The 25,888-nt window shown below is 61.6% G+C and carries 16 protein-coding genes; 15 read left to right on the top strand and 1 reads right to left on the bottom strand.

From position 1 onward, the window contains the following. Positions 1-272 precede the first annotated feature (272 nt). Entirely contained in the window at positions 273-755 is a 483-nt protein-coding gene (gene ispF / locus B5G09_RS03305; RefSeq protein WP_087404019.1) for a 2-C-methyl-D-erythritol 2,4-cyclodiphosphate synthase, read from the bottom strand. 64 nt (positions 756-819) lie between these two features. On the opposite strand from ispF, the gene B5G09_RS03300 reads away from it, so the two are divergent. The 15 genes from B5G09_RS03300 (at position 820) to leuB (ending at position 25,869) form a co-directional block, all read left to right on the top strand. Further along, positions 820-2,271, top strand: coding sequence for an aminoacyl-histidine dipeptidase (locus B5G09_RS03300; protein ID WP_087404018.1), 1,452 nt, complete (start codon positions 820-822; stop codon positions 2,269-2,271). A 469-nt stretch (positions 2,272-2,740) separates the two neighbouring features. Beyond that, positions 2,741-3,754, top strand: a complete 1,014-nt coding sequence (locus B5G09_RS03290) for a porin (RefSeq protein ID WP_087404093.1) — start codon at positions 2,741-2,743, stop codon at positions 3,752-3,754. An 83-nt stretch (positions 3,755-3,837) separates the two neighbouring features. After that, complete coding sequence (locus tag B5G09_RS03285) at positions 3,838-6,276, top strand: TonB-dependent receptor (RefSeq protein ID WP_087404016.1); 2,439 nt, start codon at positions 3,838-3,840, stop codon at positions 6,274-6,276. A gap of 88 nt (positions 6,277-6,364) precedes the next feature. After that, positions 6,365-7,471: an alanine dehydrogenase gene (gene ald / locus B5G09_RS03280; protein WP_087309206.1), complete on the top strand. Its 1,107-nt coding sequence runs from the start codon at positions 6,365-6,367 to the stop codon at positions 7,469-7,471. A 345-nt stretch (positions 7,472-7,816) separates the two neighbouring features. Next, on the top strand, positions 7,817-10,582 hold the full coding sequence (locus B5G09_RS03275) for a TonB-dependent receptor (RefSeq protein ID WP_241147553.1): 2,766 nt from the start codon (positions 7,817-7,819) through the stop codon (positions 10,580-10,582). A gap of 5 nt (positions 10,583-10,587) precedes the next feature. Beyond that, a complete protein-coding gene (locus B5G09_RS03270; protein WP_087404014.1) occupies positions 10,588-11,817 on the top strand; it encodes a DUF4876 domain-containing protein in 1,230 nt (409 codons plus the stop codon). Continuing rightward, the gene (locus B5G09_RS03265) at positions 11,814-13,310 is read left to right on the top strand and encodes a DUF6850 family outer membrane beta-barrel protein (RefSeq protein ID WP_087404013.1); all 1,497 of its coding nucleotides are present in this window, start codon (positions 11,814-11,816) and stop codon (positions 13,308-13,310) included. Before B5G09_RS03270 ends, B5G09_RS03265 begins: the two co-directional genes overlap by 4 nt. Positions 13,311-13,329: 19 nt before the next feature. Further along, complete coding sequence (locus tag B5G09_RS03260; RefSeq protein ID WP_241147552.1) at positions 13,330-14,880, top strand: fimbrillin family protein; 1,551 nt, start codon at positions 13,330-13,332, stop codon at positions 14,878-14,880. 50 nt (positions 14,881-14,930) lie between these two features. After that, on the top strand, positions 14,931-16,907 hold the full coding sequence (locus B5G09_RS03255) for a 4Fe-4S binding protein (protein WP_087404011.1): 1,977 nt from the start codon (positions 14,931-14,933) through the stop codon (positions 16,905-16,907). Positions 16,908-17,027: 120 nt separating this feature from the next. Next, positions 17,028-19,292: a S46 family peptidase gene (locus B5G09_RS03250; protein WP_087404010.1), complete on the top strand. Its 2,265-nt coding sequence runs from the start codon at positions 17,028-17,030 to the stop codon at positions 19,290-19,292. 337 nt (positions 19,293-19,629) lie between these two features. Further along, positions 19,630-21,147, top strand: a complete 1,518-nt coding sequence (locus tag B5G09_RS03245; RefSeq protein ID WP_087404009.1) for a 2-isopropylmalate synthase — start codon at positions 19,630-19,632, stop codon at positions 21,145-21,147. 3 nt (positions 21,148-21,150) lie between these two features. Continuing rightward, on the top strand, positions 21,151-22,533 hold the full coding sequence (gene leuC / locus B5G09_RS03240; RefSeq protein ID WP_087404008.1) for a 3-isopropylmalate dehydratase large subunit: 1,383 nt from the start codon (positions 21,151-21,153) through the stop codon (positions 22,531-22,533). 135 nt (positions 22,534-22,668) lie between these two features. Further along, entirely contained in the window at positions 22,669-23,268 is a 600-nt protein-coding gene (gene leuD, locus B5G09_RS03235; protein WP_087309213.1) for a 3-isopropylmalate dehydratase small subunit, read from the top strand. A gap of 8 nt (positions 23,269-23,276) precedes the next feature. Continuing rightward, positions 23,277-24,839 carry an alpha-isopropylmalate synthase regulatory domain-containing protein gene (locus B5G09_RS03230; RefSeq protein WP_087404092.1) on the top strand — a complete coding sequence of 521 codons (1,563 nt, stop codon included), beginning with the start codon at positions 23,277-23,279 and terminating at the stop codon, positions 24,837-24,839. Further along, entirely contained in the window at positions 24,808-25,869 is a 1,062-nt protein-coding gene (leuB, locus tag B5G09_RS03225; protein WP_087309214.1) for a 3-isopropylmalate dehydrogenase, read from the top strand. The genes B5G09_RS03230 and leuB overlap by 32 nt, the downstream gene beginning before the upstream one ends. Positions 25,870-25,888 lie beyond the last annotated feature (19 nt).

Below are 25,888 nucleotides of genomic sequence, written 5' to 3'. Positions count from 1 at the left end.
CGGTGTACAAAAAACGGACTGCAGCCATCCTGCAGTCCGTTTTTTGCGGTACGGGGTGTAGCTGCATCCGCGTGTAGGTCTCCCGGTTGTAGTGTTCGTAGCTGTATTCCGGCTGAATGGTGTGCTGGACGAGAACCGGCTGTGATTCGGAGAGCTCCTCCACGGTATGGGTTTTCCGGTCGCCGTCGGCCTTCGGGAAGGAGACGGCCAGCGTCTTGCCGGTTTCGGTGTATACCCATTCGACGGGCTCCGTCGATTCGTTTTTTTGTGCTTCAATTTCGGAAGATGAGTGCCACGGCCGAGACCGAGACGCCCTCTTCGCGTCCTTCGAATCCGAGCCGTTCGGTGGTCGTGGCCTTGACCGAGACGCGGTCCGGGTCGATGCCCATGTCGGCGGCCAGTGTTTCGCGCATGCGGTCGATATGGGGACGCAGCTTGGGGCGCTGCATACGGATGGTGCAGTCGACATTTCCGATCTGATAGCCCTTTTCGCGGACCATCTCCGCGACGCGGCGCAGCAGCCGGCGGGAGTCGATTCCTCGGAACTCGTCCGACGTGTCGGGGAAATGGAGGCCGATGTCACCAAGGGCGGCGGCACCGAGCAGGGCGTCACACAGGGCGTGAATGGCCACATCGCCGTCCGAATGGGCGACGCAACCCTTCGAGTGAGGGATCTCCACTCCTCCCAAAACGAGGCGCAGCCCGTCGGCCAGCGCATGGACATCATATCCGTGTCCGATTCTGAAATCCGTCATAACGTGCAATTTTGGTTGCCAAAATAGGGAAAAAAGTGTAACTTTGCAAAAATACAAGAAACCTATGTCAGCAATCTCAACCCTTGAACCGCGCCTGGTATGGGAGCAGTTCGACGCCATCACCCAGGTACCGCGCCCCTCGAAGAAGGAGGGCAAGATCATCGATTTTCTGGTTCGTTTCGCCCGGGAACACGGGATCGAGTATCAGAAGGATGCCATCGGCAACGTGGTGATGCGCAAGCCGGCGACGCCGGGCTATGAGGATCGTCCGGCGGTGATTCTTCAGTCGCACATGGATATGGTGTGCGAGAAGAATTCGGACGTGGAGTTCGACTTCGAGAACGACCCGATCCGCACGCGCATCGACGGCGAGTGGGTGAAGGCCGAAGGGACGACACTGGGCGCCGACTGCGGCATCGGCATGGCGGCGGCGCTGGCCGTGCTGCTCGACGCGGAGGTGCAGCACGGACCGCTTGAGGCGCTGTTCACCGTCGACGAGGAGACGGGCCTCACCGGAGCCTTCGAGCTGGGCGAGGGGATGCTCACGGGCAAATACCTCATCAACCTCGATTCGGAGGACGAGGGCGAGCTTTTCATCGGCTGCGCCGGCGGCATCGACACCATTGCCACGTTCCACTGTACGATGGAGCCGGCCCCGAAGAACTATTCGTTCTTCCGCGTGGATGTCTCGGATCTGCTGGGCGGCCACTCGGGTGACGACATCGACAAGGGCCGTGTCAATTCGAACAAGATGGTGGCGCGTCTGCTGTGGGACGGGATGCAGTCGTGCGAGCTGCGGCTGAGCTATTTCAGCGGCGGCAACCTGCGCAATGCGATTCCGCGTGAGGCTTACGCCATCTTCGGAGTTCCGACGCGTCTGAAGGGCGATTTCGAGAAACGCTACCGGCTCTTTGCGGCGGATCTCGAGGCGGAGTTCCGTTTCCGGGAGCCGAATTTCAAGATTACGCTCAACGAGATGCCCGAGGTGGAGGAGGTGCTCGACGCGCGGACGCAGTTCGGACTGGTCTACTCGCTGGTTGGGGTTCCGAACGGCGTGGTAGCCATGTCGTTTGCGGTTCCGGGTCTGGTGGAGACGTCGACGAACCTGGCTTCGGTGAAGTTCGAGGGTCGCGACCGCATCGTGGTGACTTCGTCGCAGCGCTCGTCGGTCGAGAGTGCCAAGACCTACGTGATGCAGATGGTCGAGTCGGTCTTCGCGCTGGCGGGAGCTGACGTGGCCCATTCGGACGGCTATCCGGGCTGGACGCCGAATCCGACGTCGCACCTGCTGAAGGTGACCGAGGAGGCCTACCGGCGTCTTTTCGCCACGGATCCGAAGGTTCGTGCGATCCACGCCGGACTGGAGTGCGGGCTCTTCCTGGAGAAGTATCCCGATCTGGAGATGGTGTCGTTCGGTCCGACGCTGCGGGGTGTCCACTCGCCCGACGAGCGGCTGGAGATCTCTACGGTCATGAAGTTCTGGCAGCTGCTTTGCGAGACGCTTCGGACGCTCTGACGCCGGCGGCGTGAATTCCCATACGATGCGGGACCCCGGCCGATCGGACCGGGGCCTGCTTGTTTCCGGCGGGGCGTGTTACGGAAATCTAACCGCCGTGTTACGGTGTTGCAACAACTGTTTCAGACCTTTGCCGACACAACAAGTAACGTCCATGAAGAGATCCATCCTCTCCCTGATTCTGGCTTCGTTTCTTTTGATCCCTGCGGCCGAAGCCGCAAGCCCCGTTGCAGGTCCCGCTGCCAGTCCTGTCATAGACCCCGTTGCAGGTCCCGCTGCAAGCCCCGTCACAGACCCCGCCACGACTCCCGTTCTGAGCCCTGCCGCGCCGGATTCACTGCGTACGGAGTCTTCGTCTTCTGCGGTTCCCGCACCTTCGGGCGTCTCCACCCTCTCTGCGGCCGCCATGCCCGTTTCGGTTTCCCCGACCGCCGATGTTCCGACGACTCCGACTGCTCGGGCATCTGCGATTTCTGCCACGGCCCCTGCAGCCCCTGCGGCTTCGTCCGCATCGGCCCCGGCTTCGGCGGTCAAGGAGCCGCCCTTCACGGTGCAGCTCCACGGAACGGTGCGGGCGAAATTCGAGTACCAGCCCGACCTGGGGAAGAGCCGCTTCGAGGTGCGCAACGCGCGCTTCAGCCTTTCGGGCCAGGTGACTCCGCTGGTGAACTACAAGGCGGAGATTGACCTTTCGGACGAGGGTTCGATCAAGATGCTGGATGCCTACGCACGGTTGAACCTGCTGCAGCGGCGTCTGCGGTTCACGATCGGCCAGATGCGCGTACCCTTTACGATCGACGCCCACCGCTCGCCCCACGAACAGTACTTTGCCAACCGCTCGTTCATTGCCAAACAGGCGGGCAACGTGCGTGACGTGGGTGCGACGCTGGCGTGGAGCTTCGGCCGGCGGGTTCCGGTGACGCTCGAAGGGGGGCTCTTCAACGGCTCGGGGCTGACCAATCAGAAGGACTACTGGACGCGGTCGTTCAACTATTCGGCCAAGGCGCGCTTCCGCTTTGCCGAGCGGGTGAACCTTTCGCTGAGCATCCAGAAGACCCACCCGGATCTGGTCGACATCCACATGTACGACATCGGCGCCTACTACGAGAATAGCCTGTGGCACATCGAGGGGGAGTACCTGCGCAAGAACTACGCATCGGAGGCCTTCCCCGGGGTGAATGTCGTGGATGCCTTCGTGTGCCGGAACTTTCCGCTGCGAAGCCGGGCGCTGCGCCAGATTTCGGTGCTGGCGCGCTACGACTATATGTCGGACCACAGCACGGGTATTGCCGGAGCGGGAGGCGTGCTGCTTGTCGACGATCCCGAACGCCACCGGGTGACCGGCGGTCTGACCTTCAGCCTGGGTCTTCCCTTCCGGGCCGACATCCGCGTCAACTATGAGGCCTACTTCTATCGTCCGACGGCTGAGCCGGACCTCTCCGAGCAGGACAAGTTCGTAGCGGAGTTCATGGTTCGCTTCTGATTCCGGGGCGGCAGAAACCGTGCAGAATATTTCCGCAATTGACATATTTCGCTATCTTTGTATATGAAAAAGTTTTTCGGAATATGTCGAACGGGCATTTTTCTCTGCTGGCCATCGTCATGGTGGGGTTGTCATACCCCATGACGTCCGCGGCCCAGCAGCATCCCGACGATGCATATTATCCCTATGCCGGGCGGGAGGAGCGACCTGTTCGGCTCCAGACCGATACGACACTCTTCTACCGGGCGATTCAGGGTCCGGCGGATCTCTATGGCATCTCCACCGATTTTACGCTTCCGGGAGTGGCCCTTGCCCGTCGGGGGTGCGGCTATGCGTCGGAACGGACGCAGCTTTCCGGAATCGACATCTCCTATCGTTATCTCGGGCTGATGCGTCTGCTGGGCGCCGGGGAGCAGCGTATTGCGGGACTTCAGAGCTCACCGGCCCCTTTCGGGGGTGCCGTCTCCACGACGCAGCTCCACTTTCCGGCCGGCGAACCGCTCCAGCCCTACCTGGTTTCGGTGCGCTTCTCCGACCGCAACTACCGTTTCGGTTCGCGTGTGGCGGCCACCCGCCGCCTGGGTCACGGCTGGCAACTGACGGCCGCCGCGGACTTCCGCACGGGCCGGGACCTGCACGTCGAGGGGGTCTTCACGAATGCCCTGACTGCGGGAGTGCGCTTGACGCGCCGCTGGGATGAGCAGGGCGAACTTTCGCTCGTCTGCATCGTCCCGGCCTCCGTGCGGGGCACCCGCCTCACGACCTCGGAGGAGGCCTTTCAGCTGACGGGCGACCGGCTCTATAATCCCGCCTGGGGCTATCAGGACGGCCGGGTGCGCAATTCGCGGGTCCGGCGCGAGACGCTTCCGCTGGCCGCGGCCGTGTGGGAGCGGCAGCTCACCGCTTCAACGCGGCTTTCGGCCTCGGCGGGCGTTGAGGCGGGCAAGAGCCGCTACAGCATGCTGGGGTGGTACGACGCGCGCACGCCGATGCCGGACAACTACCGCTACCTGCCGAGCTATACGGGCGACCGGGCCACCGAGCAGGCGTGGCTGACGCGGGATCCCCGCTATACGCAGATCGACTGGGACGAACTGATCCGCGAGAACCGCATGGCGGGCGGCGAGGCGGTCTATGCGCTGGAGGACCGGGTCGAGCGGCTTTGGGACGCGACGCTTCACCTCAGCTTCACGACGGAGGCCGAACGTCGCCTGACGCTTCGCTACGGGGCGCAGCTGCAACTCGACGACCGCCGCAACTACAAGCAGATGCGCGATCTGCTCGAGGCGGACTACCTCACGGATATCGACCAGTTTCTGGTCGACGACGACACCTACGGCACGCTGCTTCAGAACGACCTGCGCCATCCCGGCCGGAAGATCCGTCGGGGCGACCGCTTCGCCTATGACTATTCGCTCACCACGCGCTCGGCCGAGGTGTATCTGCAGGCCGACTACCGTTCGGACCGCTTTCGGGGCGAGGTGCTGCTGGCTGTCGGTAGCGGGGCCGTCAGCCGCCGGGGCCACTACGAGAAGGAGCTCTTTCCGGGCAGCCAGTCCTTCGGACGCTCACGGGTCATGCGCTTTTCGCCCTACCGGCTGAAATTCTCGGGCGGTTGGTCCTTCACGCCGCGCCACTACGTCGAGCTGTCGCTGCTGGCCGCAGCGGAGATCCCCGACGCCGAAGATCTCTTCTACCAGCCGCTCTACAACAACCGCACGCTCACCGATGCAAAGGCCGGGCGCACATATGGCGCCGAGTTGACCTACCGCCTGACGGGTCCGACCGTCAACCTTCAGACGTCGCTTTTTGCGTTGTTGCGGCTCGACGGCTCGCAGACTCTCCGCTATTACGACGACATGTCCTACGTCTATTGCGACCTGGCCGTCACCGGGATCGGAATTCGGAGCCTGGGTATCGAGACGGCAGCGAAGATTCGTCTGTCGGATCGTTGGCGGCTGACGCTTGCGGCCTCGGCGGGGAGTTATCGGTATGTCCGGGATCCGCGTGTTGAGGTGCTCTCCGACGTGGACAATACGCCGGTCGACCGGGGTTCGGCGAGCCGGATGGGCGGATGCCGGGTGGGCGGGGCTCCCGCCGTGACCGCCTCGGCCGAACTTTCGTGGTTCGGGCGTCGGGGGTGGGGAATCCACGCCTCGGCGGGGTATGCCGCGGAGCGCTACGTCGAGCCGATGGCGCTACGGCGTACCGATCGGCTGGCCGGCCAGGGCGGCATCACGCGGGAAGCCTTCGCTGCCTTCACGCACCAGGAGCGGCTGCCGGATGCCTTCACGCTCGATGCATCGCTCTTCAGGAGCTTCTGGTTCGAGCGTTCGCGGCTGACCGTGGCGCTGCTGCTTCGCAATCTGCTGGGCGATTCCGATATGGTCTACAACGGTTACGAATCGCTGCGCGTGCGGCGGATCCGGAGCGGCGATGCGACCTTCTACACGCCGCAGGCGACGCGTTACAGCTACGTGCCACCACGGTCGTTCTATGTGACGGTCTCCTGCCGATTCTGAGAGATCGGTCATATTGTCGGAATTTTTTTTGGGAATTAGCTGACGATTTCGTATTTTGAGAGGCGAAAACCTTAAAAACTTCAAACCCATGATTGTCGGTATTCCAAAAGAGATCAAGAACAACGAGAACCGCGTTGCTCTGACCCCGGCGGGCGCCCAGGAGCTCGTCAAGCGGGGACACAAGGTGTATGTGCAGGCTACGGCCGGAGAGAACAGCGGATTTGCCGACTCGGCCTATACGGCCGTCGGGGCGGAGCTTCTGCCCACGATCGAGGATGTCTACGCCACGGCGGAGATGATCGTGAAGGTCAAGGAGCCGATTGCCCCGGAGTACAAACTCATCCGTCGCGACCAGCTGGTCTTCACCTATTTTCACTTTGCGAGCAGCGAGGCGCTGACCCATGCGATGATCGACAGCGGGGCCGTGTGCTGCGCCTATGAGACGGTCGAGCGTGCGGACCGGTCGCTGCCGCTGCTGATTCCGATGTCGGAGGTTGCCGGGCGCATGGCGGCACAGGAGGGGTGTTATTTTCTGGAGAAGCCGCGTGGAGGCAAGGGCGTACTGCTGGGAGGTGTTCCGGGCGTGAAGCCGGCGAAGGTCTTCGTGATCGGAGCGGGTGTTGTCGGGACGGCTGCGGCGCGTACGGCGGCGGGCACGGGAGCCGACGTGACGATCTGCGACATTTCGCTGCAGCGCCTGACCTATCTGGCCGACGTGATGCCGAAGAACGTCAAGACGCTCATGTCGTCGGAGTATAACATCCGCGAGGAGCTGCGTCATGCCGATCTGGTGATCGGTTCGGTTTTGATTCCCGGGGCGAAGGCACCGAAACTCGTGACGCGCGACATGTTGAAACTGATGGAGCCGGGAACGGTGATGGTAGACGTTGCGATTGACCAGGGAGGGTGCTTCGAGACGTCGCGCCCGACGACGCACGAGGATCCGGTCTACTACGTGGACGGTATTCTGCACTATTGCGTGGCGAATATTCCGGGAGCCGTGCCGCGGACCTCGACGCTGGCGCTGACCAACGCAACGCTTCCCTACGTGCTGCAATTGGCCGACAAGGGCTGGCAGCGGGCCGCGCGTGAGAATGCGGAGCTGGCGCTGGGGCTGAACGTGGTTTCGGGCAAGGTGGTCTACCGGCCGGTAGCCGAGGCCTGGGGGCTTCCCTGCGAGCCTCTGAGCCTCTGAATCCGAGAAAACGGAATGTCTGAGCTCCTGAGTCTTTGAGCCCCATGGCCCCCAAAGACTCAGGACCTCCTTATTTTTTTGCGTATTTCCCCGATTGGCGTATCCGTTCCGATCGTCCTTTGGGAAATGTTATATCTGACGGAATATCTGTCCGTTATGCCGTCTTTGTTTTATTTAATAAATTTAAGAAAGGGACTGTATATCTGAAAAAAGAGTCAATAAAAAGAATATCATGCGCTTTTTTTATATATTTGTAGCGTTAGTTAGGCTATTATGAGACGATATCTACTCCTGTTGGTATTGTTTTGGGCATTACCGACTGCCTTAATTGCACAGCAATACAACGTGTCGGGACGTGTACTGGTCAAGGGGGGGGGAAAGAAACCGACCCCGATCGGGCTGGCCGTCGTGGAGCTTCCGAAGGCGGGTTTGTGGGCCGTAGCGGACAACGAGGGAAACTTTTCGGTGAAGAACGTACCGGCGGGCAAGGTGCTCTTTTCGGTCTCGTGCCTGGGCTACGTGACGACGCTTACGGAGGTTGAGGTTCACCGCGACCTGGATTCGTTGTGCCTCTACGCCCCGGAGGACAACCTCAAGCTGGAGAGTGTGGTGGTTACGGCGCGTGAGGCGACCAACGCCATGGCGACCTCGCGTACGATCGAGGGGAATGCCATCAACCACCTGCAGATGGTCAACGTGTCGGACATCTCGACGCTGCTTCCTGGCGGCAAGACGGTGAATCCGGACCTGATGGAGAACAACACTTTTTCGTTGCGCGACGGCGGGTCGACGGCGGGCAATGCCTCGTTCGGAACGGCCGTAGAGGTGGATGGCGTACGCCTGTCGACCAACGCTTCGCTGGGGGACCTGACGGGCGTCAGTACACGCAACATCTCCTCGACGTCGATCGAATCGGTCGAGGTGATCACGGGCGTGCCGTCGGCCGAGTACGGGGATATTTCGTCGGGTATGGTGAAGATCTCGACGCGCAAGGGTCGCACGCCCTACATGCTGGTTCTCTCGACCAATCCGCGGACCAAGCAGATTGCCGCCTCGAAGGGTTTTGATCTGGGCGACGACCGCGGAGTGCTGAATTCGAACATCGAGTATACGCGGGCGACGAAGAATCCGACCTCGCCCTATACCTCCTATTCGCGCACGGGGCTTTCGCTCAACTACCAGAATACCTTTGCGAAGGTGCTGCGCTTTGATTTCGGGGTTTCGGCCAACGTGGGCGGCATGAACTCGGAGGATGATCCCGACGTGCAGGCCGGCGAGTGGGAGAAGGACCGAGACAATGCCCTGCGGGCCAATACGTCGCTCAAGTGGCTGCTCAACCGCAAGGCGATCACGAGTGTGGATTTCGACGCCTCGATCAACTATGCGGACAATCTTACGCGGATCCATACCTATAATACGAGTTCGACGATGAGTCCGGCGGTCCACGCGACGGACGAGGGTTACTTTGTAGCGGATCTGCTTCCGTCGACCTACTATACGACGCAGTGTGTCGATTCGAAGGAGCTGGACTATGCGGCCAATCTCAAGGCGACGTGGATCCGCAGTTGGGGAGACATTCACAGCAATGCCAAGGTGGGCGTATCGTGGCGAGCCGACGGCAACGTGGGCCAGGGGGCCTACTACGAGGATCCGACGCTGGCGCCGAACGGCTACCGTCCTCGGCCCTATACCGACATTCCGTACATGCACAATCTGGCGGCCTACCTTGAGGAGACGCTGACACTGCCCGTGGGCAGCGGATCGGTGCAGCTGATGGCGGGACTGCGTGCGGAGAAGACCTTCATCAAGGGGACGCGCTACGACAAGACGCAGAGCCTCTCTCCGCGACTGAACCTGAAGTACCGCATTACGGACTGGCTGACGATCCGCGGCGGGTGGGGTCTGACCGACAAACTGCCGTCGTTCAAGATTCTCTACCCGGACCCGAACTATCTCGACCGTCAGGTCTACGGCGTTTCGTACGGCGGCCAGAGCCTCTACGTTTTCCACACGCGGCCCTATGAGATCATGTACAATCCCGACCTGCGTTGGCAGCGGAACCGCAATTCGGAGGTGGGAGTCGATCTGCGCATCGGCGGGACGTCGATTTCGCTGGTTGGCTACTTCAACCGCACGAAATACCCCTTTGAGCTCAAGAACGAGTACGAACCCTATACCTACCGGCTGAGTTCGCTGCCGACGACCACGCCGGACGGCGAACCCTTCACGATGCCGACCCATCCGCTCTTCAAGGTGGACAGCCAGACGGGCGAGATGTTTATCCGCGATGCGGACAACATGTCGCAGGGATGGATCCTGATGACGGGGAGTGACAAGCAGACCTTTGTTCGGAACACTTACCAGAGCAACGGATCGCCGGTCGACCGCATGGGACTGGAGTTTGTCTTCGACTTTCCGGAGATCCGGCCCCTGCGGACGCAGCTTCGGCTCGACGGAGCCTATGGCTATACGAAGTACATCAATACGGGTGAGGCGTGGTACTATCCGAGTGTCACGACGGGCGGAAACTTCTACCCCTACGTGGGCATCTACGCCGACAACGGGAGCAACTCGACGATCACCTACAACGGCACGAAGACCCACTCACTGGATGCGAACCTGACGGCGACGACGCACCTGCCGTCGATCCGGATGATCATCTCGCTGCGGCTGGAGGCGTCGCTTCTTAAGCGTTCGCAGCACCTTTCGGAGTATAACGGCGAGGAGTACGCCTTCAACGTCGACGAGAACCGCAATCCGACGGGCGGGAGCATCTACGACGGCAACAGCTATACGGCCATCTGGCCGATTGCCTATATCGACCAGTCGGGCGAGCGGCATCCCTTTACGGATGCCGAGCGGAACAATCCCGATTTTGCGTCGCTGCTGCTGCGTTCGGCCAACACGTACGCCTTTAACGAAGATGGCTACGACCCCTATTTTTCGGCCAATCTGAGCATAACGAAGGAGATCGGCGACCATGTGTCGATTTCGTTCTACGCCAATAACTTCACCAATTCGCGACCGTTCATGCGCTCCTATGCGACGGGAGTACGGGTGGTCTTCACCCCGTCGTTCTACTACGGCCTGACGGTACGCCTCAAATTCTGACGACGATGAAGAAGCTGACACTTATCTGTTTTGTGATGTTTTCGGCGGCCTGCACGTCGTTCGGAAGTGATCCCTACGGGCGTTCGGTCCGCAGCCTGCATGTGGCGGTGAGCTACCCGGAGGAGTATGCGGACTACCTGCGCGAGGGCGTTGCGGTGACTCTTTCCGACCGCAATTCGGGCAATGTCTATACGGCGCTGACCGATGCTGCGGGAGATGTTGATTTCCGCGTTTCGGCGGGCCACTACAAGCTTTCGGTGCTGGACCTTGCCGATGAAGAGTCGGTTTTCAACGGTTCGGTGGAGCTGGTGGATCTTTCGTCCGGGGACCAGAACCTGACCGTTGCACTGTCGTACTCCAAGCCGGGTACGGTCATCATCAAGGAGATCTACTCGGGCGGCTGCCCGCAGGATTACCCCTCGACGGGAACCTATACCAACGACAAGTACATCATCCTGCACAACAATTCGTTTGAGACGCAATATCTCGATGGATTGTGTCTGAGTACCGTAGCGCCCTATAACTCGTCGGCGACGAACAACCCGTGGACGACGACCGATGCGACGGGCAATCTGGTTTTCCAGGATTTCGCTCCGGTTCCGGACTGCGTCTGGCAGTTCCCGGGCAGCGGGGAGGATTATCCGCTGGCACCGGGCGATGATGCGGTGATCGCCTACCACGGCGTGGACCATACGCAGACCTACTCGATGTCGGTGAATCTGAACCGCAAGGGCTATTTCGTCCTCTACGATCTGCTGAACTATCCGGGAACGACGACCTACCCGACGCCGGCTCCGGGCGACCAGATCGACGAGGCGCACTACCTGAAGATGCTCAAGAAGACGGGCAAGAGCAGCGCCTATGTGATATCGAACAATTCGCCGGCGATCATCATCTTCCGGGCCCCGGAGGGGTATGATCTGACGTCGTATCTGGCGTCGAAGGATTCGGAGACGCAGGACGGATCGCTGCTCTATACGAAGATTCCGTGGGACTGGGTCATCGACGGTGTTGAGGTGATCGACAAGACGGGAGCGACGCGCACCAAGCGTCTGCGGGCGGACATCGACGCCGCGGGTGTGGAGTTTTCGGCCATGTCGCAGGGACATACGCTTCACCGTCGGCTGAACGAGACGACCACTGCATCGGCCGGTTTTGACGTCTATTACGATACGAACAACTCGTCGAACGACTTCTATGAGCGGGAGACACAATCGCTGCGAGAGGGCTTATGAGACGGATTGTAACCATACTGCTTCTGATCGCCGCCACGGGAGCCGTGGCGCAGGATCGCTTTGAAGAGACCTTCCGGCGCAATGCGTGGAACGGGTCGGTCAACGCGGCGGGGCTTCGCCAGGACAGCGTGAGCCACTCCTACGCGGAGGCCTACTTCACGAAGGAGAACGGCGGGCTGACGGACCCTTCGTCGTCGGACAACAGCTGGAACGCCGGGGTGCGTACGGAATCGATCCGCCACCTGAACCGGATTTCGTTTGCCGGCGGCTTCAACTACGACTATTTCGACGGCCGGAACATGTGCGGGTCGATGTTTACCGTCCCGGGCTACTATCCGGTTGATATCGTGGAGTTCACGCCGGGACGGAAGGTTCGTGAGAGCTATAACTTCCGTGCGGGGCTTTCTGCCGAGCTGACCCGGCGGTGGCTGGTGGGACTGAACGTCTCGTTCGAGGCGCGCAACTACGCCAAGCGCAAGGACCTCCGCCACAAGAACACGCGTCTGGATTTCGAGTTTTCGCCGGGCGTGATGTATCGTTCGGGACGTTTTGCCGTGGGCGCGGCCTATATCGTCGGGATCGACAACGAGAAGATCGAGGCCGAGGAGATCGGCTCAACGCCGGAATCGTACCAGGCCTTTTTTGACCGGGGGCTTCGCTACGGAACGCTGCAGTTGTGGGAGAGCAACGACCTTCACCTGACGACGTCGGGCGTGACGGGCTTCCCGATCCGCGAGACGACCCAGGGCGCGGGGCTCCAGCTTCAGTACGGTCCTCTCTACGTGGATGCGGCCTACCGCAACCGGCAGGGGCGCACGGGCGAGGGCGGTGCGATCTGGCACGAATACGATGCCGATCTGGTGACGGCAAACGGTGTGCTGACCCTCGGCGAGGCGTCCGACCTCCACTACGTACGACTCGGTATGGAGTGGGAGTCGCTTGCCAACCGCGAGAACATCCTCACCTACGAGTCGGTCAACGGCGTTTCGACCCCTCACCTGCACGGCTCGACGCCGATTTTCGGACGCAAGCGGCTCGACCTGAGCGCCGAATACGAATGGACGACGACACGCATGGACTGGCGTGTGGGTATAAACCATACGGATCTGAACCGCGAGTCGACGCTGATGTACCCGCAGACGCGGGGTCAGCGGCTGCAGTGGACGATGGTCTGGAGTACGTGGCTTTACCGCTTCGGGGCGTGGGAGCTGACCCTTGCGGCTGATTTCCGGCGGGGCGGTTTCAGCGAACGGGAGGAACTGGGCGAGTCGCCGGCCCGGCCGGGTGAATACCCGATGCAGCTGACCGACTTCTACAACTGCGAGAACGAATACTGGACGATGCCGCGGGTTGGGGCCGGAGCGGGCGTGCGGCGCAACATCCGGCGGTTCTATATCGACCTGTCGGCGCGCTACGAGCATGGATTTGACGTGCATTACGTGTCGCAACCCAACCGGGTTCGGGCGACACTGGGCGTAGGATATAATTTTTAACCGATAAAAACTGACGCTTATGAAAAGGATTCTGACGATGGCAGTGGCTGCTGCGATGGTGGTGGCCTGTTCGAAGGAGGAGAGCGGGCCTTCGGGTCCGATGCAGTTGACGATCGATCCGACGATCACGCGAGCCACGGAGGTGGATTTCGAGACGGGGGATGCGATTGGCGTAACGGTGACGACGGCAGCGGAGGCCTACGTGGCCAACCGTAAGTTTGTCTACGGCAGTGACAGCCGCTTTGCGGGCGAGGAGAGTCTGCTGTGGTACGAAGATGTGAATGCCCCGGCGACGTTATTTGCCTACTATCCCTATTCGGATCCGGCGCCTTCGGAGTTTACGGTGAAGGCCGACCAGGGAGGTGACGGCTACGGTGCTTCGGACCTGATGACGGCCCTGAAGACGGGCGTCTACCCGACGAAGAATGCCGTGGGGATGACCTTCCGCCACAAGATGTCGCGTCTGGTCTTCACGATCGACAACGAGACGGACTTCCCGGTGACGCAGCTTGTGGTGACGGGGACGATCGGCACGGCCGTGATCGACGCCGCGGCCAATACGGTGACGGTCAAGTCGGATGCTGCGACGCAGGACATTACGGCGCGTGAGGTGACGGCCAATTCGAAATACTACGCATTGGTAGTTCCGCAGTCGGCGAAGTTCAGCGTAACGGTGACGACGGCCGAGGGCACGCGCTCGCAGAGCTACAGCGAGACGGAACTTGAGGGCGGCAAGAGCTACCCGGTGACGGTCCGTGTCAAGCCGACCAACATGGAGATTGTGATGGATGGCCCGATCGAGGGCTGGGAGGATGCCGAAGAGATTCCGACCGAGGGTCAGGGTACGAGCGAAGCAGCCACGGTCGAGTGGGGCGGTGTGAAGTACAAGATCGTGACGCTGAAGGACGGCCGGACATGGATGGCCGAGAACCTGCGCTACGTACCCGAAGGCAAGAGCATTTCGAGCAATCCGGCCGATGGCAACGGCGTATGGTACCCGTGCAACCTGGACAAGGAGGTCGATCCGGATCTGGCCGAGACGAACGGCCTGTTGTACAGCTATCCGGTGCTGCTGGGTCTGGATGGCGAGCTGACAGCGGAGAACTACAATACGAAGGAGGGTGCTCAGGGTATTTGCCCCGACGGCTGGCACATCCCGACGAAGGATGAATGGATGAAACTGGCCGGAGCCGGTTCGGGCGGACTTTCCGATCCGACGGCTCCCTATTATGATGCGGCCCAGAACGGCGGTTCGATGGTCAAGCTCAACGAAGACGGCTTCAACTTCTCGGGCTGTGGTTATATCAACGCCAATAATGCGACTGCAACGCCTGCTTATATGGCGTCGGTATCCAAGGCTGATGATACGGCCTACGGTATGGGCTACTATGCCGGATCGACGGCCTACCAGATCACCTATAATACGGCAGGCGATGCGATGAGCGGCATCAAGAATATCCAGTATTTCGCGGCTATGATTACCTATAATGACACCTATAACCGCGTGACGGTCGCCTACAACAGCGGCTTCTGCGGAGTCCCGGTCCGTTGTATCAAGGATGCGGAGTAGCACCGGGGCTGAACAGGCAAAGACAACACACACAACACTATTAACGATTCATGAAAAGAAAACCCAATTACCTGAAACACGTGCTGCAATGGGGCGTTCTGGCCGCCATTGTGGTCACGGTGCTTTGGAGCACGTTTGCCGACAAGGCGGTTGACGTGGAGAAGTATTGTCCGTTCGGCGGACTGCAGGCCTTCGGCACCTATGTGGTCAACAATTCGCTGGCCTGCTCGATGTCGATGCTTCAGATCATGATGGGGCTGGTGCTGGCCGTCGGGGTGATCCTCTTCTCGAAACTCTTCTGCGGCTACCTCTGCCCGGTAGGCACCGTGGGTGAAGCGATGGGCCGCGTGGGCAAGAAGCTGCACGTACAGGTTGAGATCCGTCCGGGGAGCATTGCCGACCGCGCCTTGCGCGTCGTGAAATACGTGCTGCTGTTCACGATTCTCTACAACACGCTTTCGTCGAGCGAGCTGTTCTGCAAGCAGCTGGATCCCTACTACGCCGTGGCCACGGGCTTCAAGGGCGAGATCGTCCTCTGGATGTCCATCACGAGCCTTGTGCTGCTTCTGCTGGGCGGTTTTGTGGTGAAGATGTTCTGGTGCAAGTACATCTGCCCGCTGGGCGCCGCGAGCAACATCTTCAAGTTCACGTGGCTGCTGCTGGCCGCCGCGGTTGTAGCGTGGATTCTCGGACTGACGGGAGTCGAGGGGAGCTGGCCGTGGATCATCGGTGCGACGTGCCTGGCGGCCTACCTGATCGAGATGATCAAGCTGCGCAGCTGCACCTTCCCGCTGATGTACGTCGTGCGTGATGCGGAGGCCTGCAACGGGTGCGGACTCTGCACGAAGAAGTGCCCCTACGGGATCCGCGTGCAGGATCTCGGGAAGGTGAAGCATGTCGACTGTACGATGTGCGGACAGTGCATTTCGTCGTGTTCGCAGGATGCGCTTCAGTTCAACGGGCGGCGGTCGCTGCGCTGGGTGCCGGGTATTCTGACTGTGGTACTGTTTGCCATAGCGCTGTGGCTGGGCAACACGCTGGAGCTTCCGACCATCGACGAGAAGTGGGGTGACTATGAGAAGGTCGAGAACCTGACGACCTACGAGATGCAGGGGCTGCAGACGGTGAAGTGCTACGGCTCGTCGAAGGCCTTCTCGGCCAAGATGCAGACGGTGCCGGGCGTCTATGGCGTGAAGACGTATGTCCGTCACCACGGCGTCGAGATTCTCTATGACCCGGCGAAGACCGATACGGTGAAGATCCAGGAGGCGATCTTTACGCCGACGATGCGCAAGTATGCCATGCCGACGGCCGATGTGCCGACGCTGCGGGTGCTGCAGTTGGGCGTTGAGGGGCTCCACGACCGGATGGACATGGTCTATTTCGGCATGGTGCTCCAGAAGATCGAGGGTATCTACGGCTTCACGTCGGAGTTTGCCTGCCCGGTAGCGGTGACGGTCTATACGGATCCGTCGGTGACGATTACCGAGAAGCAGATGGCCGAGGCAATCGATGCCAGGGAGCTGATCATTCCGATGAAGGAGGGTGAGAAGACGATCCCGATGCACACGGTGCTGAAGAGCTTCGAGTGGGCGGAAGAGGTTTCGCGCGAGGAGTTTGCCCAGGTGATGTTCCGCGAGATCGAGGAGATGAACGGACGCTTCGTGGCCAACCAGGAGAAGTGGGGCGACGACGCGGCCTTCCCGAAGGCGGTCTACGAGATGGAGTTCCCGAGCATCGAGAAGCCGCTTATCCGCCGTACGTTCCCCTATTTCAAGAGTTTTCTGTCGTGCCAGGATGGCATCACGTCGCTGGACTTCGTGCTTCGCGACACCGTACCGGTGATGCGACTGCACTACGTGAAGTCGATGTGGGACGATGCGCGGATCTGGAAGGAGATTTTCCAGGCCGAGAAGTGGACGCTTCGCATGGCCGACGGCACGTTCCAGGAGTCGGCACCGCGGCTGAAGTTCACGGTTGAGGGCCACACGGTCGAGGAACCGGCCGCCGCGGCAGCTACGAAGTAGTGTTCCGATACCGGTAAACCGCAGCAAAGCGACACACACCCGGGCCCGATGGGGGCATCAAGGGGCGTGTGTCGCTTCTGCGATGAGGAGAAAGCAGACAACAAGCGAAAAAGAGACAACATGAAGAGATGGATTACGGGCGCCCTGGCGCTGTTGACGATCCTTCAGTCGGTACGGGCCGACGAAGGGATGTGGCTGATGACCGATCTGGGGAAGATCTACCCCCGGATGCGAGCCGAGGGTCTGAAGCTGAAGGCTTCGGCCATCTACGACGAGCAGACTCCGGCATTGTCGGATGCGGTGGTTGCCGTTGACGGAGGCATGGGTACCGGAAGCATGATTTCGGACGAGGGGCTGATGATCACGAACCACCACGTGGCCTACAGTGACATCTGCGCTCTTTCGACCGAGGAGCACAACTACCTGGAGACGGGTTTCTGGGCGCGGACGCGCGGGGAGGAGATCCCCGTACCGGGCAAGACGGTGTCGTTTCTGCGTCGAATCGAGGATGTGACGGCGGAGGTCGAGGCGATCAAGACGCGCCTTAGGAACGAAGGGAAATGGGGCCCGATGTCGATGCGTCGGGTCTACTCGGAGATCGAGAAGAAGTACGCCGCGACGACCGACCTTGAAGTTTCGTGCATGTCGATGTGGGGCGGCAAACTCTACCAGATGTTCTACTACGAGGTTTACCGTGACGTGCGTCTGGTTGGTGCGCCTCCGGTTTCGATCGGAGCCTTCGGCGGCGACTACGACAACTGGGGCTGGCCGCAGCACAAGGGAGATTTCGCCCTCTACCGGGTCTATACGGCTCCGGACGGCCGTCCGGCGGAGTACGCAGCGGAGAACGTTCCTCTCAAACCGCGCACGGTGCTGCGGATTGCGACGGGGGGAGTCCACGACGGCGATTTCCAGATGATCCTGGGCTTCCCGGGCCGCACGAACCGCTACGCCTCGTCGTATGCCATTGATGAGAAGCAGTACGTCAAGAATCCGGTGGTGGTCCAGAACCGCCAGGAGCGCATGGACATCATCCGGCGCCACATGGAGCGGGATCCGCTGGTTCGGATGGCCTATTCCGATGCCTTCTTCTCGCTGAGCAACTACGCCGACTACGCCAAGTGGGAGACCCGCTGCCTGCAACGGTTCGGCGTGTCGTCGATCCGCCGAGCCGAAGAGGAGCGCCTTCAGGCGTGGATCGACGCCGATTCGGCGCGGCGGGCGCAGTATGGCGATCTGCTGGAGTACCTTTCGGCGGGCTACGCGAAGCGCCGCGACGCCGAGGTGGCGCTGAACTACTTCCGCGAGGCATGGCTGGGTCCGAGCGAGGCGCTGTTGACGGCCAATCGGGTAGCCTCCTATCTGGGCAAACTCGAGCGTACGCATCGCGATTCGCTGCGTCGTTCGGACGAGGACGTTGCCGGCGTACTGCGTGCGGGCTTCCGCCTGCGCAAGAACTATGATCCGGCGACGGATCGCGATTTGTTCGCCCGCATGGCGGTGAACTTTACGGCAAGTGTTCCGCGCGAGATGTGGGGAGAAGCGCTCTGCCGGCAGTACGATGCGGCGGGCGGCGATGCCGACCGCATGGCGCGTGCAGCTTTCGATGCATCGTTCTGCTCGTCGGCCGACCGCTTTGACGCCTACTTTGCCTGCGACCGTTCGGTTGCCGAAATCCAGCAGGATCCGCTGGTAGCACTGACCGAATCGGTTCCGGTGCAGACCTTCACCCACTGTGTCGACCGGGCCGAGCACGAAGCCTGCTGCGGCTACGGCGCCTTCCGGGGCGAGGGTCGTGGCAAGGGCCCCGGCATGGGTCGTGGCAAGGGCAAAGGTATGGGTCGGATGCTGGGGGGCAACTACGTGATGCGCCTCGAGTCGATCTATGCCGATCTGCTCTACGATTTCCGGGACTCGGAGGGGATCCTCCAGTACCCGAACGCCAACTCGACGATGCGCCTGACCTACGGCACGGTGGGCCCGGTTTCGCCCTCGGACGGAGTGCACTACGATTCGCGCTCGACGACGGCGGGCTACATGGAGAAGTACAATCCCGGACAGTATGAATACCGGGTCGACGACCATCTGCGACAGCTTCTGGCGGCCCGGGACTGGGGTCGTTGGGGCGAGAAGGGGACGCTCTACGTCGATTTCCTGACCAACCACGACATTACGGGCGGCAATTCAGGCAGTCCGGTTCTCGATGCCCGGGGCCGTCTGGTGGGTCTGGCCTTCGACGGCAACCGCGAGTCGATGGCCGGCGACGTGTGGTTCCATCCGGAGCTGGCCAAGACGGTCTGCGTCGACATCCGCTACGTGATGTGGGTGATCGAGAAGTATGCCGGAGCGACGTGGCTGCTCGACGAGCTGACGTTTGAAAAGTAGGCCATTCCGGAGCCGAATGTTAACGGGACTGCGGATTCGCAGTCCCGTTTTTTTGTCCGTGAGGTGATGTAACGGATCGATATTTTGCGGATTTGTTTTTGAAAATCTTAAAAAATGATTATATTTGCCAAAGAACGAGCGCGTTATGAACGGGCTTCGATTCTGGAGTGATAGGGTGGATGGCGGTTCTTGGCTGAAACAATCGTAAAAAAAGCGTCTTTAGGTTACGGATTGTAATCTACGGGCGAAAAAAATAGAAGAACGGTGGCGTATGCAGCACGGCGATCGTGAGGCTGCGTCACTGAAATTTTTACCCATTAAATACGACGTATCGAGTATGAGCGAAAGACTGTACATTTTCGACACGACCCTGCGCGACGGGGAACAGGTTCCCGGATGCCAGTTGAACACGACGGAGAAGATCGAGGTAGCCAAACTGCTGGAGGCCCTTGGGGTGGATGTGATCGAGGCGGGCTTTCCGATCTCGAGTCCGGGCGATTTCAATTCGGTGCTTGAGATCTCGAAGGCGGTCTCGGAGCCGACGATCTGCGCGCTGACGCGGGCCGTGGAGAAGGATATCGACGTAGCGGCCGACGCCTTGCGGCTGGCCAAGCGCAAACGGATCCATACGGGGATCGGGGTGTCGCCGCAGCACATCTACGACAAGCTTCGCTCGACGCCGGATGAGATCTACGAGCGGGCCATTGCGGCGGTGAAGTATGCCAAACGCTACGTCGAGGACGTGGAGTTCTACGCCGAGGATGCGGGCCGGGCCGATACGGAGTACCTGGCGCGGGTCGTCGAGGCGGTGATTGCTGCGGGGGCGACGGTGGTGAACATCCCCGATACGACAGGCTACTGCCTTCCGGACGAATACGGGGCCAAGATCCGCTACCTGATGGAGCACGTGCCCAATATCGACCGAGCGATTCTTTCGACGCACTGCCACAACGACCTGGGCATGGCGACGGCCAACACGCTGAGCGGCATTCTGAACGGGGCCCGGCAGGCCGAGGTGACGATCAACGGCATCGGCGAACGGGCTGGCAACACCTCGCTGGAGGAGGTGGTCATGACGCTCCGCTGCCACAAGGATGTGGATATCGACACGGGGATCCGCTCGCAGCTGATCACCAAGGCCTCGCACCTGGTGTCGAGCCTGATGAACATGCCCGTCCAGCCGAACAAGGCGATTGTCGGGCGGAATGCCTTCGCGCACTCGTCGGGCATCCACCAGGACGGGGTGCTGAAGGATCGGCAGACGTACGAGATCATCGATCCGCACGATATCGGGCTGAACGAATCGGTCATTGCGCTTACGGCGCGGAGCGGGCGTGCGGCACTGGTCCACCGGCTCGAGCTGCTGGGCTACGACCTCACGCCGGAGGAGCTGGACGCCACCTACGAGAAGTTCCTGGCGCTGGCCGACCGCAAGAAGGAGATCCACGACTACGACCTGCTGTATCTGGTGGGCGACATCGACCGGATGAAGCAGCAGTCCATTGCGCTGAAGTTCCTGCAGGTGACCACCGGTACGCTGGTTCCGACGGCCACGGTGGTACTGAAGTTCGGCGACCACGAGCGGATGGCGATCGGGACGGGCAACGGACCGGTCGATGCGGCCGTTACGGCGATCAAGAAGCTCATCAACGAGAAGGTCGTGCTGACGGAGTTTCTGATGCAGGCCATCACGCGGGGCTCGAACGACGTGGGCCGGGTTCATGTGCAGGTCCAGTGCGGCTCGCGGACGGTTCACGGCTTTGCCGCGCATACGGATACGACTCGGGCGTCGATCGAGGCCTTCCTCGATGCACTGCGGGCGCTGAACGTGACGGAACGTAAAGGGGAGGAGTAGCTTATGGGACGGACACTTTTGGACAAGATCTGGGATGCGCACACGGTGCGTGTCGAGGACGGAGGGCGGTGCGTGCTCTATATCGACCGCCAGTATATCCACGAGGTGACCTCGCCGGTGGCCTTTGCGGGGCTCGAACGCCGGGGAATCGGCGTGGCGCGGCCGGCTCAGATCACGGCGACGGCCGACCACAACATCCCGACCGTGAACCAGCACCTGCCGATCGAGGACCCCGAGTCGCGGCGTCAGGTGGAGACCCTTGCGGCCAACTGCGCACGGTACGGCATCGAACATTTCGGAGTGGGGAATCCGCGCCAGGGGATCGTACACATCATCGGCCCGGAGCTGGGCTTCACGCAGCCGGGAATGACGATCGTCTGCGGCGACAGCCACACCTCGACCCATGGAGCGCTGGGGGCCGTAGCCTTCGGCGTTGGGACGTCGGAGGTGGAGATGGTCTTTGCGAGCCAGTGTATCCTGCAGACCAAGCCCCGGACGATGCGCATTACGGTCGACGGACCGCTGCGCCCGGGTGTCGAGGCCAAGGATGTGATCCTCTACATTATTTCGCGGATCACGGCCTCGGGCGGCACGGGCCACTTCATCGAGTTTGCCGGCTCGACGATCCGTTCGCTCTCGATGGAGGGTCGCATGACGGTCTGCAACATGAGCATCGAGTGCGGTGCGCGGGGCGGGATGATCGCCCCCGACGAGAAGACCTTCGAATACCTCCGGGGGCGTGAACGGGCGCCGCAGGGAGCGGCCTTCGATGCGGCCGTCGGACGGTGGCGAGAGCTTTACAGCGATCCGGACGCCGTTTTCGACAAGGAGTACCGCTTCGATGCGGCCGACATTGCACCGATGATCACTTACGGCACCAACCCGGGCATGGGAATGGCCGTCGACGGGACGATCCCGGCGGATGCCGACCCGAAGGCGCTGCACTATATGGATTTCCGGGCGGGTGAACGCCTGCAGGGCCATCCGATCGACTACGTCTTCGTCGGGAGCTGTACGAACGGTCGGATCGAGGATCTTCGGCGCTTTGCGCAGCTGGTCCGGGGGCATCACCGGGCCGACGGCGTGACGGCCTGGATTGTTCCGGGTTCGAAGGGCGTCGAGGCGCAGGCGCGGGCCGAGGGGCTCGACCGCATCCTTTCGGCGGCGGGCTTCGAGCTGCGGCAGCCGGGATGCTCAGCCTGCCTGGCGATGAATGCCGACAAGATCCCGGCGGGGAAATACAGCGTTTCGACCTCGAACCGCAACTTCGAGGGGCGACAGGGCCCCGGCGCCCGGACGCTGCTCTCGGGAGTAGCCGTTGCGGCGGCCGCGGCGGTTAGGGGCCGCATTACGGACCCGCGCGAACTCTTCGGCGAGGAACTTTGACAGAAAGAATCGGAAATATCCCGGCACGACGGAACCGGCACGACGGAACCGGCACGACGGAACCCGCATGACGGAACCCGCATGGCGGAATCTCCATGACCGCCCCGATGCCGGATGCAAAATGCAGTTAAAACCATGTCCATACCCAAATTCACAACCCTCACTTCGCGGGCGGTACCCGTCGAGGTGGAGAATATCGATACCGACCAGATCATCCCGGCCCGCTTTCTGAAGGCCACCCAGCGCCAGGGCTTTGGCGATAACCTCTTCCGCGACTGGCGTTACGACGCCTCTGGAGCTCCCGTTGCGACCTTTCCGCTGAACGATCCGCGCTACGGGGGAGAGATCCTCGTGGCGGGGCGCAACTTCGGCTGCGGAAGTTCGCGCGAACACGCCGCGTGGGCGCTCGCCGACTACGGTTTCCGGGTGGTGGTGTCGAGCTTTTTCGCGGACATCTTCCGCAACAATGCGCTGAACAACGGGCTGCTGCCGGTTCGGGTCGAGGAGTCGTTCCTGCAGCGGATCTTCGAGGCGATCCGGCGTGATCCGCAGGCGCTCTTCACGGTCGATCTGGACCACCAGCGCTTCACGATCGAGGCGAGCGGCGAGAGCACGCCGTTCGAGATCGACGCCTACAAGAAGCGGTGCCTGCAGAACGGCTACGACGATGTGGACTACCTGCGGAGCATTCTTCCGCAGATCGAGTCGTACGAAAAAACACACGCGGTCCGATGACGACGCCGATGCCCGCAGGGGTGGAGATCCTCGACACGACGCTTCGTGACGGCGAACAGACCTCGGGTGTGTCGTTCAACGCGCGGGAGAAGCTCTCCATAGCGCGTCTGCTGCTCGAGGAGCTTCGCGTCAACCGGATCGAAATCGCCTCGGCGCGGGTCTCTCCCGGCGAGGAGGCGGCCGTACGGGCCATTACGGAGTGGGCGCGCAAGCGGGGCCATCTCGACCGGATCGAGGCGCTGGGCTTCATCGACGGAGGGATCTCTGTCGAGTGGCTTTGGCGGGCGGGCTGCCGCGTGGTGAATCTGCTGGCCAAGGGTTCGCGTCGCCACTGCGAGGAGCAGCTTTGCCGTACGCCCGCGCAGCACCTTGCCGACGTGCGGGCCGAGATTCTGCGGGCCGCGGATCGGGGCATGCGGGTGAATCTCTATCTTGAGGACTGGTCGAACGGCATGCAGCACGCGCCGGATTACGTCCATTCGATGGTGGAGGGTCTTTCGGATCTTCCGGTCGAACGTTTTCTGTGCCCCGATACGCTGGGGATCCTCGATCCGTGGACGACGGAGCGCATCTGCCGGGAGATGACGACGCGCTATCCGACCCTTCGTTTCGACTTTCACGCCCACAACGACTACGATCTGGCCGTGGCCAATACGGCGGCGGCCGTGCGGGCGGGTTTCCGGGGGGTCCACGTGACGGTCAACGGACTGGGCGAACGGGCGGGCAATGCGCCGCTGTCGAGTACCGTGGCGGTGCTCCACGACCGATTGGGGTGCCGGACCGACATTGTCGAGCGGAAGATCTACCGCGTGAGCCGCACGGTGGAGTCCTATACGGGCGTCCGCATACCGGCGAACCGGCCGATTGTCGGAGAGAGCGTCTTCACGCAATGCGCGGGGGTTCACGCTGACGGCGACAATAAGAACGGCCTATACTATAATGAATTGCTTCCCGAGCGCTTTGGCCGGGTGCGCGAATATGCGCTGGGCAAGACCTCCGGGAAGGCGAACATCCTGAAGAACCTCGAACTGCTGGGCATCGACCTGGACGATGCGGCGATGCGCAAGGTGACCGAGCGGGTCGTGGAGCTGAGCGACAAGAAGGAGCTGGTGACGTTGGACGACCTGCCGTATATCATTGCCGACGTGCTGCGTTACGACCAGACGGACGCACCGGTTCGGATTCTGAACTACAGTCTTTCGCTGGCACAGGGTTTGCATCCCGTTGCGACACTGCGCATCGAGATCCACGGCGAGCCCTACGAGCAGACATCGGCGGGCGACGGACAGTACGACGCCTTCATGCGGGCCCTGCGCCAGATCTACCGCGAGCAGCTGGGGCGGCGCTTCCCGATGCTGGTGGACTATGCGGTGTCGATTCCGCCGGGGGGCCGCACGGATGCCTTCGTGCAGACGATCATCACGTGGGAGGCCGACGGCCGCACGTTCCGGACCCACGGGCTGGATGCCGATCAGACCGAAGCGGCGATCAAGGCGACGATCAAAATGTTGAACATCATAGAAACCAATCCAACGAATCATGGAAATCAGGATCGCATTGTTGCCCGGTGACGGAATCGGGCCGGAGATTATTTCGGAGGCGGTGAAGGTGCTGGACCGGGTGGCCGAGCGCTTCGGTCACCGGATCACATACCGTCGGGCGCAGGTTGGCGCCGCGGCGATCGACGCCACGGGGGATCCCTACCCGGAGGAGACCCACCGCATCTGTCAGACGTCGGATGCCGTGCTGTTCGGGGCCATCGGGGACCCGAAGTACGACAACGACCCGACGTCGAAGGTGCGTCCCGAACAGGGTTTGCTGCGCATGCGCAAGTCGCTGGGTCTTTTTGCCAACCTGCGTCCGGTGACGCTTTTCGAGTCGTTGGTTGACCGTTCGCCGCTGCGGCCGGAGGTGGTGCGGGGGACGGACTTCATCTGCGTGCGCGAACTGACGGGCGGTCTCTATTTCGGACGTCCGCAGGGTCGTGACGAGGATGGCCGCCGGGCCTTCGATACATGCAGCTATACGGTTGAGGAGATTGACCGCGTACTTCATGTGGCTTTCCGGCTGGCGATGTCGCGACGGCGCCGTCTGACGGTGGTTGACAAGGCCAACGTGCTGGAGACGTCGCGGCTGTGGCGGGAGCGGGCGCAGCAGGTGTCGAAGGAGTACCCCGAGGTGAAGGTTGACTACATGTTCGTCGACAACGCGGCGATGCAGCTCATCCGACAGCCGGCGCACTTCGACGTGATCGTGACGGAGAACATGTTCGGGGACATCCTGACCGACGAGGCGAGTGTCATCAGCGGCTCGCTCGGCATGCTGGCCTCGGCGAGTGTCGGGGCCGAGGTGGCTCTGTTCGAACCGATCCACGGCTCCTACCCGCAGGCTGCGGGGCGAAACATCGCCAATCCGATGGCGACGATTCTCTCGGCGGCGATGCTGCTCGAACACCTGGGGCTCGAGGCGGAGGGTGCGGCCGTTCGCGAGGCGGTGAATACGGCCCTTGAAGCAGGCGTTGTCACCGAGGATCTGGTCCGCGAGGGCGGGCGTTGCTATTCGACCTCGGAGGTGGGTGACTACGTGGCGGCGCACGTCTGAGGCTGGGGGCCGGTGATGC

This window comes from Alistipes sp. An54, assembly GCF_002159375.1.
Taxonomy (GTDB): Bacteria; Bacteroidota; Bacteroidia; order Bacteroidales; family Rikenellaceae; genus Alistipes; species Alistipes megaguti.
This window is presented reverse-complemented; position numbering and strand designations above follow the sequence as displayed.

Excerpts from the sequence above, each read along its gene's own strand:
- ispF (WP_087404019.1), bottom strand. The coding sequence starts at position 755 with ATGACGGATTTCAGAATCGGACACGGATATGATGTCCATGCGCTGGCC.
- B5G09_RS03300 (WP_087404018.1), top strand. The coding sequence starts at position 820 with ATGTCAGCAATCTCAACCCTTGAACCGCGCCTGGTATGGGAGCAGTTC.
- B5G09_RS03285 (WP_087404016.1), top strand. The coding sequence starts at position 3,838 with ATGTCGAACGGGCATTTTTCTCTGCTGGCCATCGTCATGGTGGGGTTG.
- ald (WP_087309206.1), top strand. The coding sequence starts at position 6,365 with ATGATTGTCGGTATTCCAAAAGAGATCAAGAACAACGAGAACCGCGTT.
- B5G09_RS03270 (WP_087404014.1), top strand. The coding sequence starts at position 10,588 with ATGAAGAAGCTGACACTTATCTGTTTTGTGATGTTTTCGGCGGCCTGC.
- B5G09_RS03265 (WP_087404013.1), top strand. The coding sequence starts at position 11,814 with ATGAGACGGATTGTAACCATACTGCTTCTGATCGCCGCCACGGGAGCC.
- B5G09_RS03260 (WP_241147552.1), top strand. The coding sequence starts at position 13,330 with ATGAAAAGGATTCTGACGATGGCAGTGGCTGCTGCGATGGTGGTGGCC.
- B5G09_RS03255 (WP_087404011.1), top strand. The coding sequence starts at position 14,931 with ATGAAAAGAAAACCCAATTACCTGAAACACGTGCTGCAATGGGGCGTT.
- B5G09_RS03250 (WP_087404010.1), top strand. The coding sequence starts at position 17,028 with ATGAAGAGATGGATTACGGGCGCCCTGGCGCTGTTGACGATCCTTCAG.
- B5G09_RS03245 (WP_087404009.1), top strand. The coding sequence starts at position 19,630 with ATGAGCGAAAGACTGTACATTTTCGACACGACCCTGCGCGACGGGGAA.
- leuC (WP_087404008.1), top strand. The coding sequence starts at position 21,151 with ATGGGACGGACACTTTTGGACAAGATCTGGGATGCGCACACGGTGCGT.
- leuD (WP_087309213.1), top strand. The coding sequence starts at position 22,669 with ATGTCCATACCCAAATTCACAACCCTCACTTCGCGGGCGGTACCCGTC.
- B5G09_RS03230 (WP_087404092.1), top strand. The coding sequence starts at position 23,277 with ATGCCCGCAGGGGTGGAGATCCTCGACACGACGCTTCGTGACGGCGAA.
- leuB (WP_087309214.1), top strand. The coding sequence starts at position 24,808 with ATGGAAATCAGGATCGCATTGTTGCCCGGTGACGGAATCGGGCCGGAG.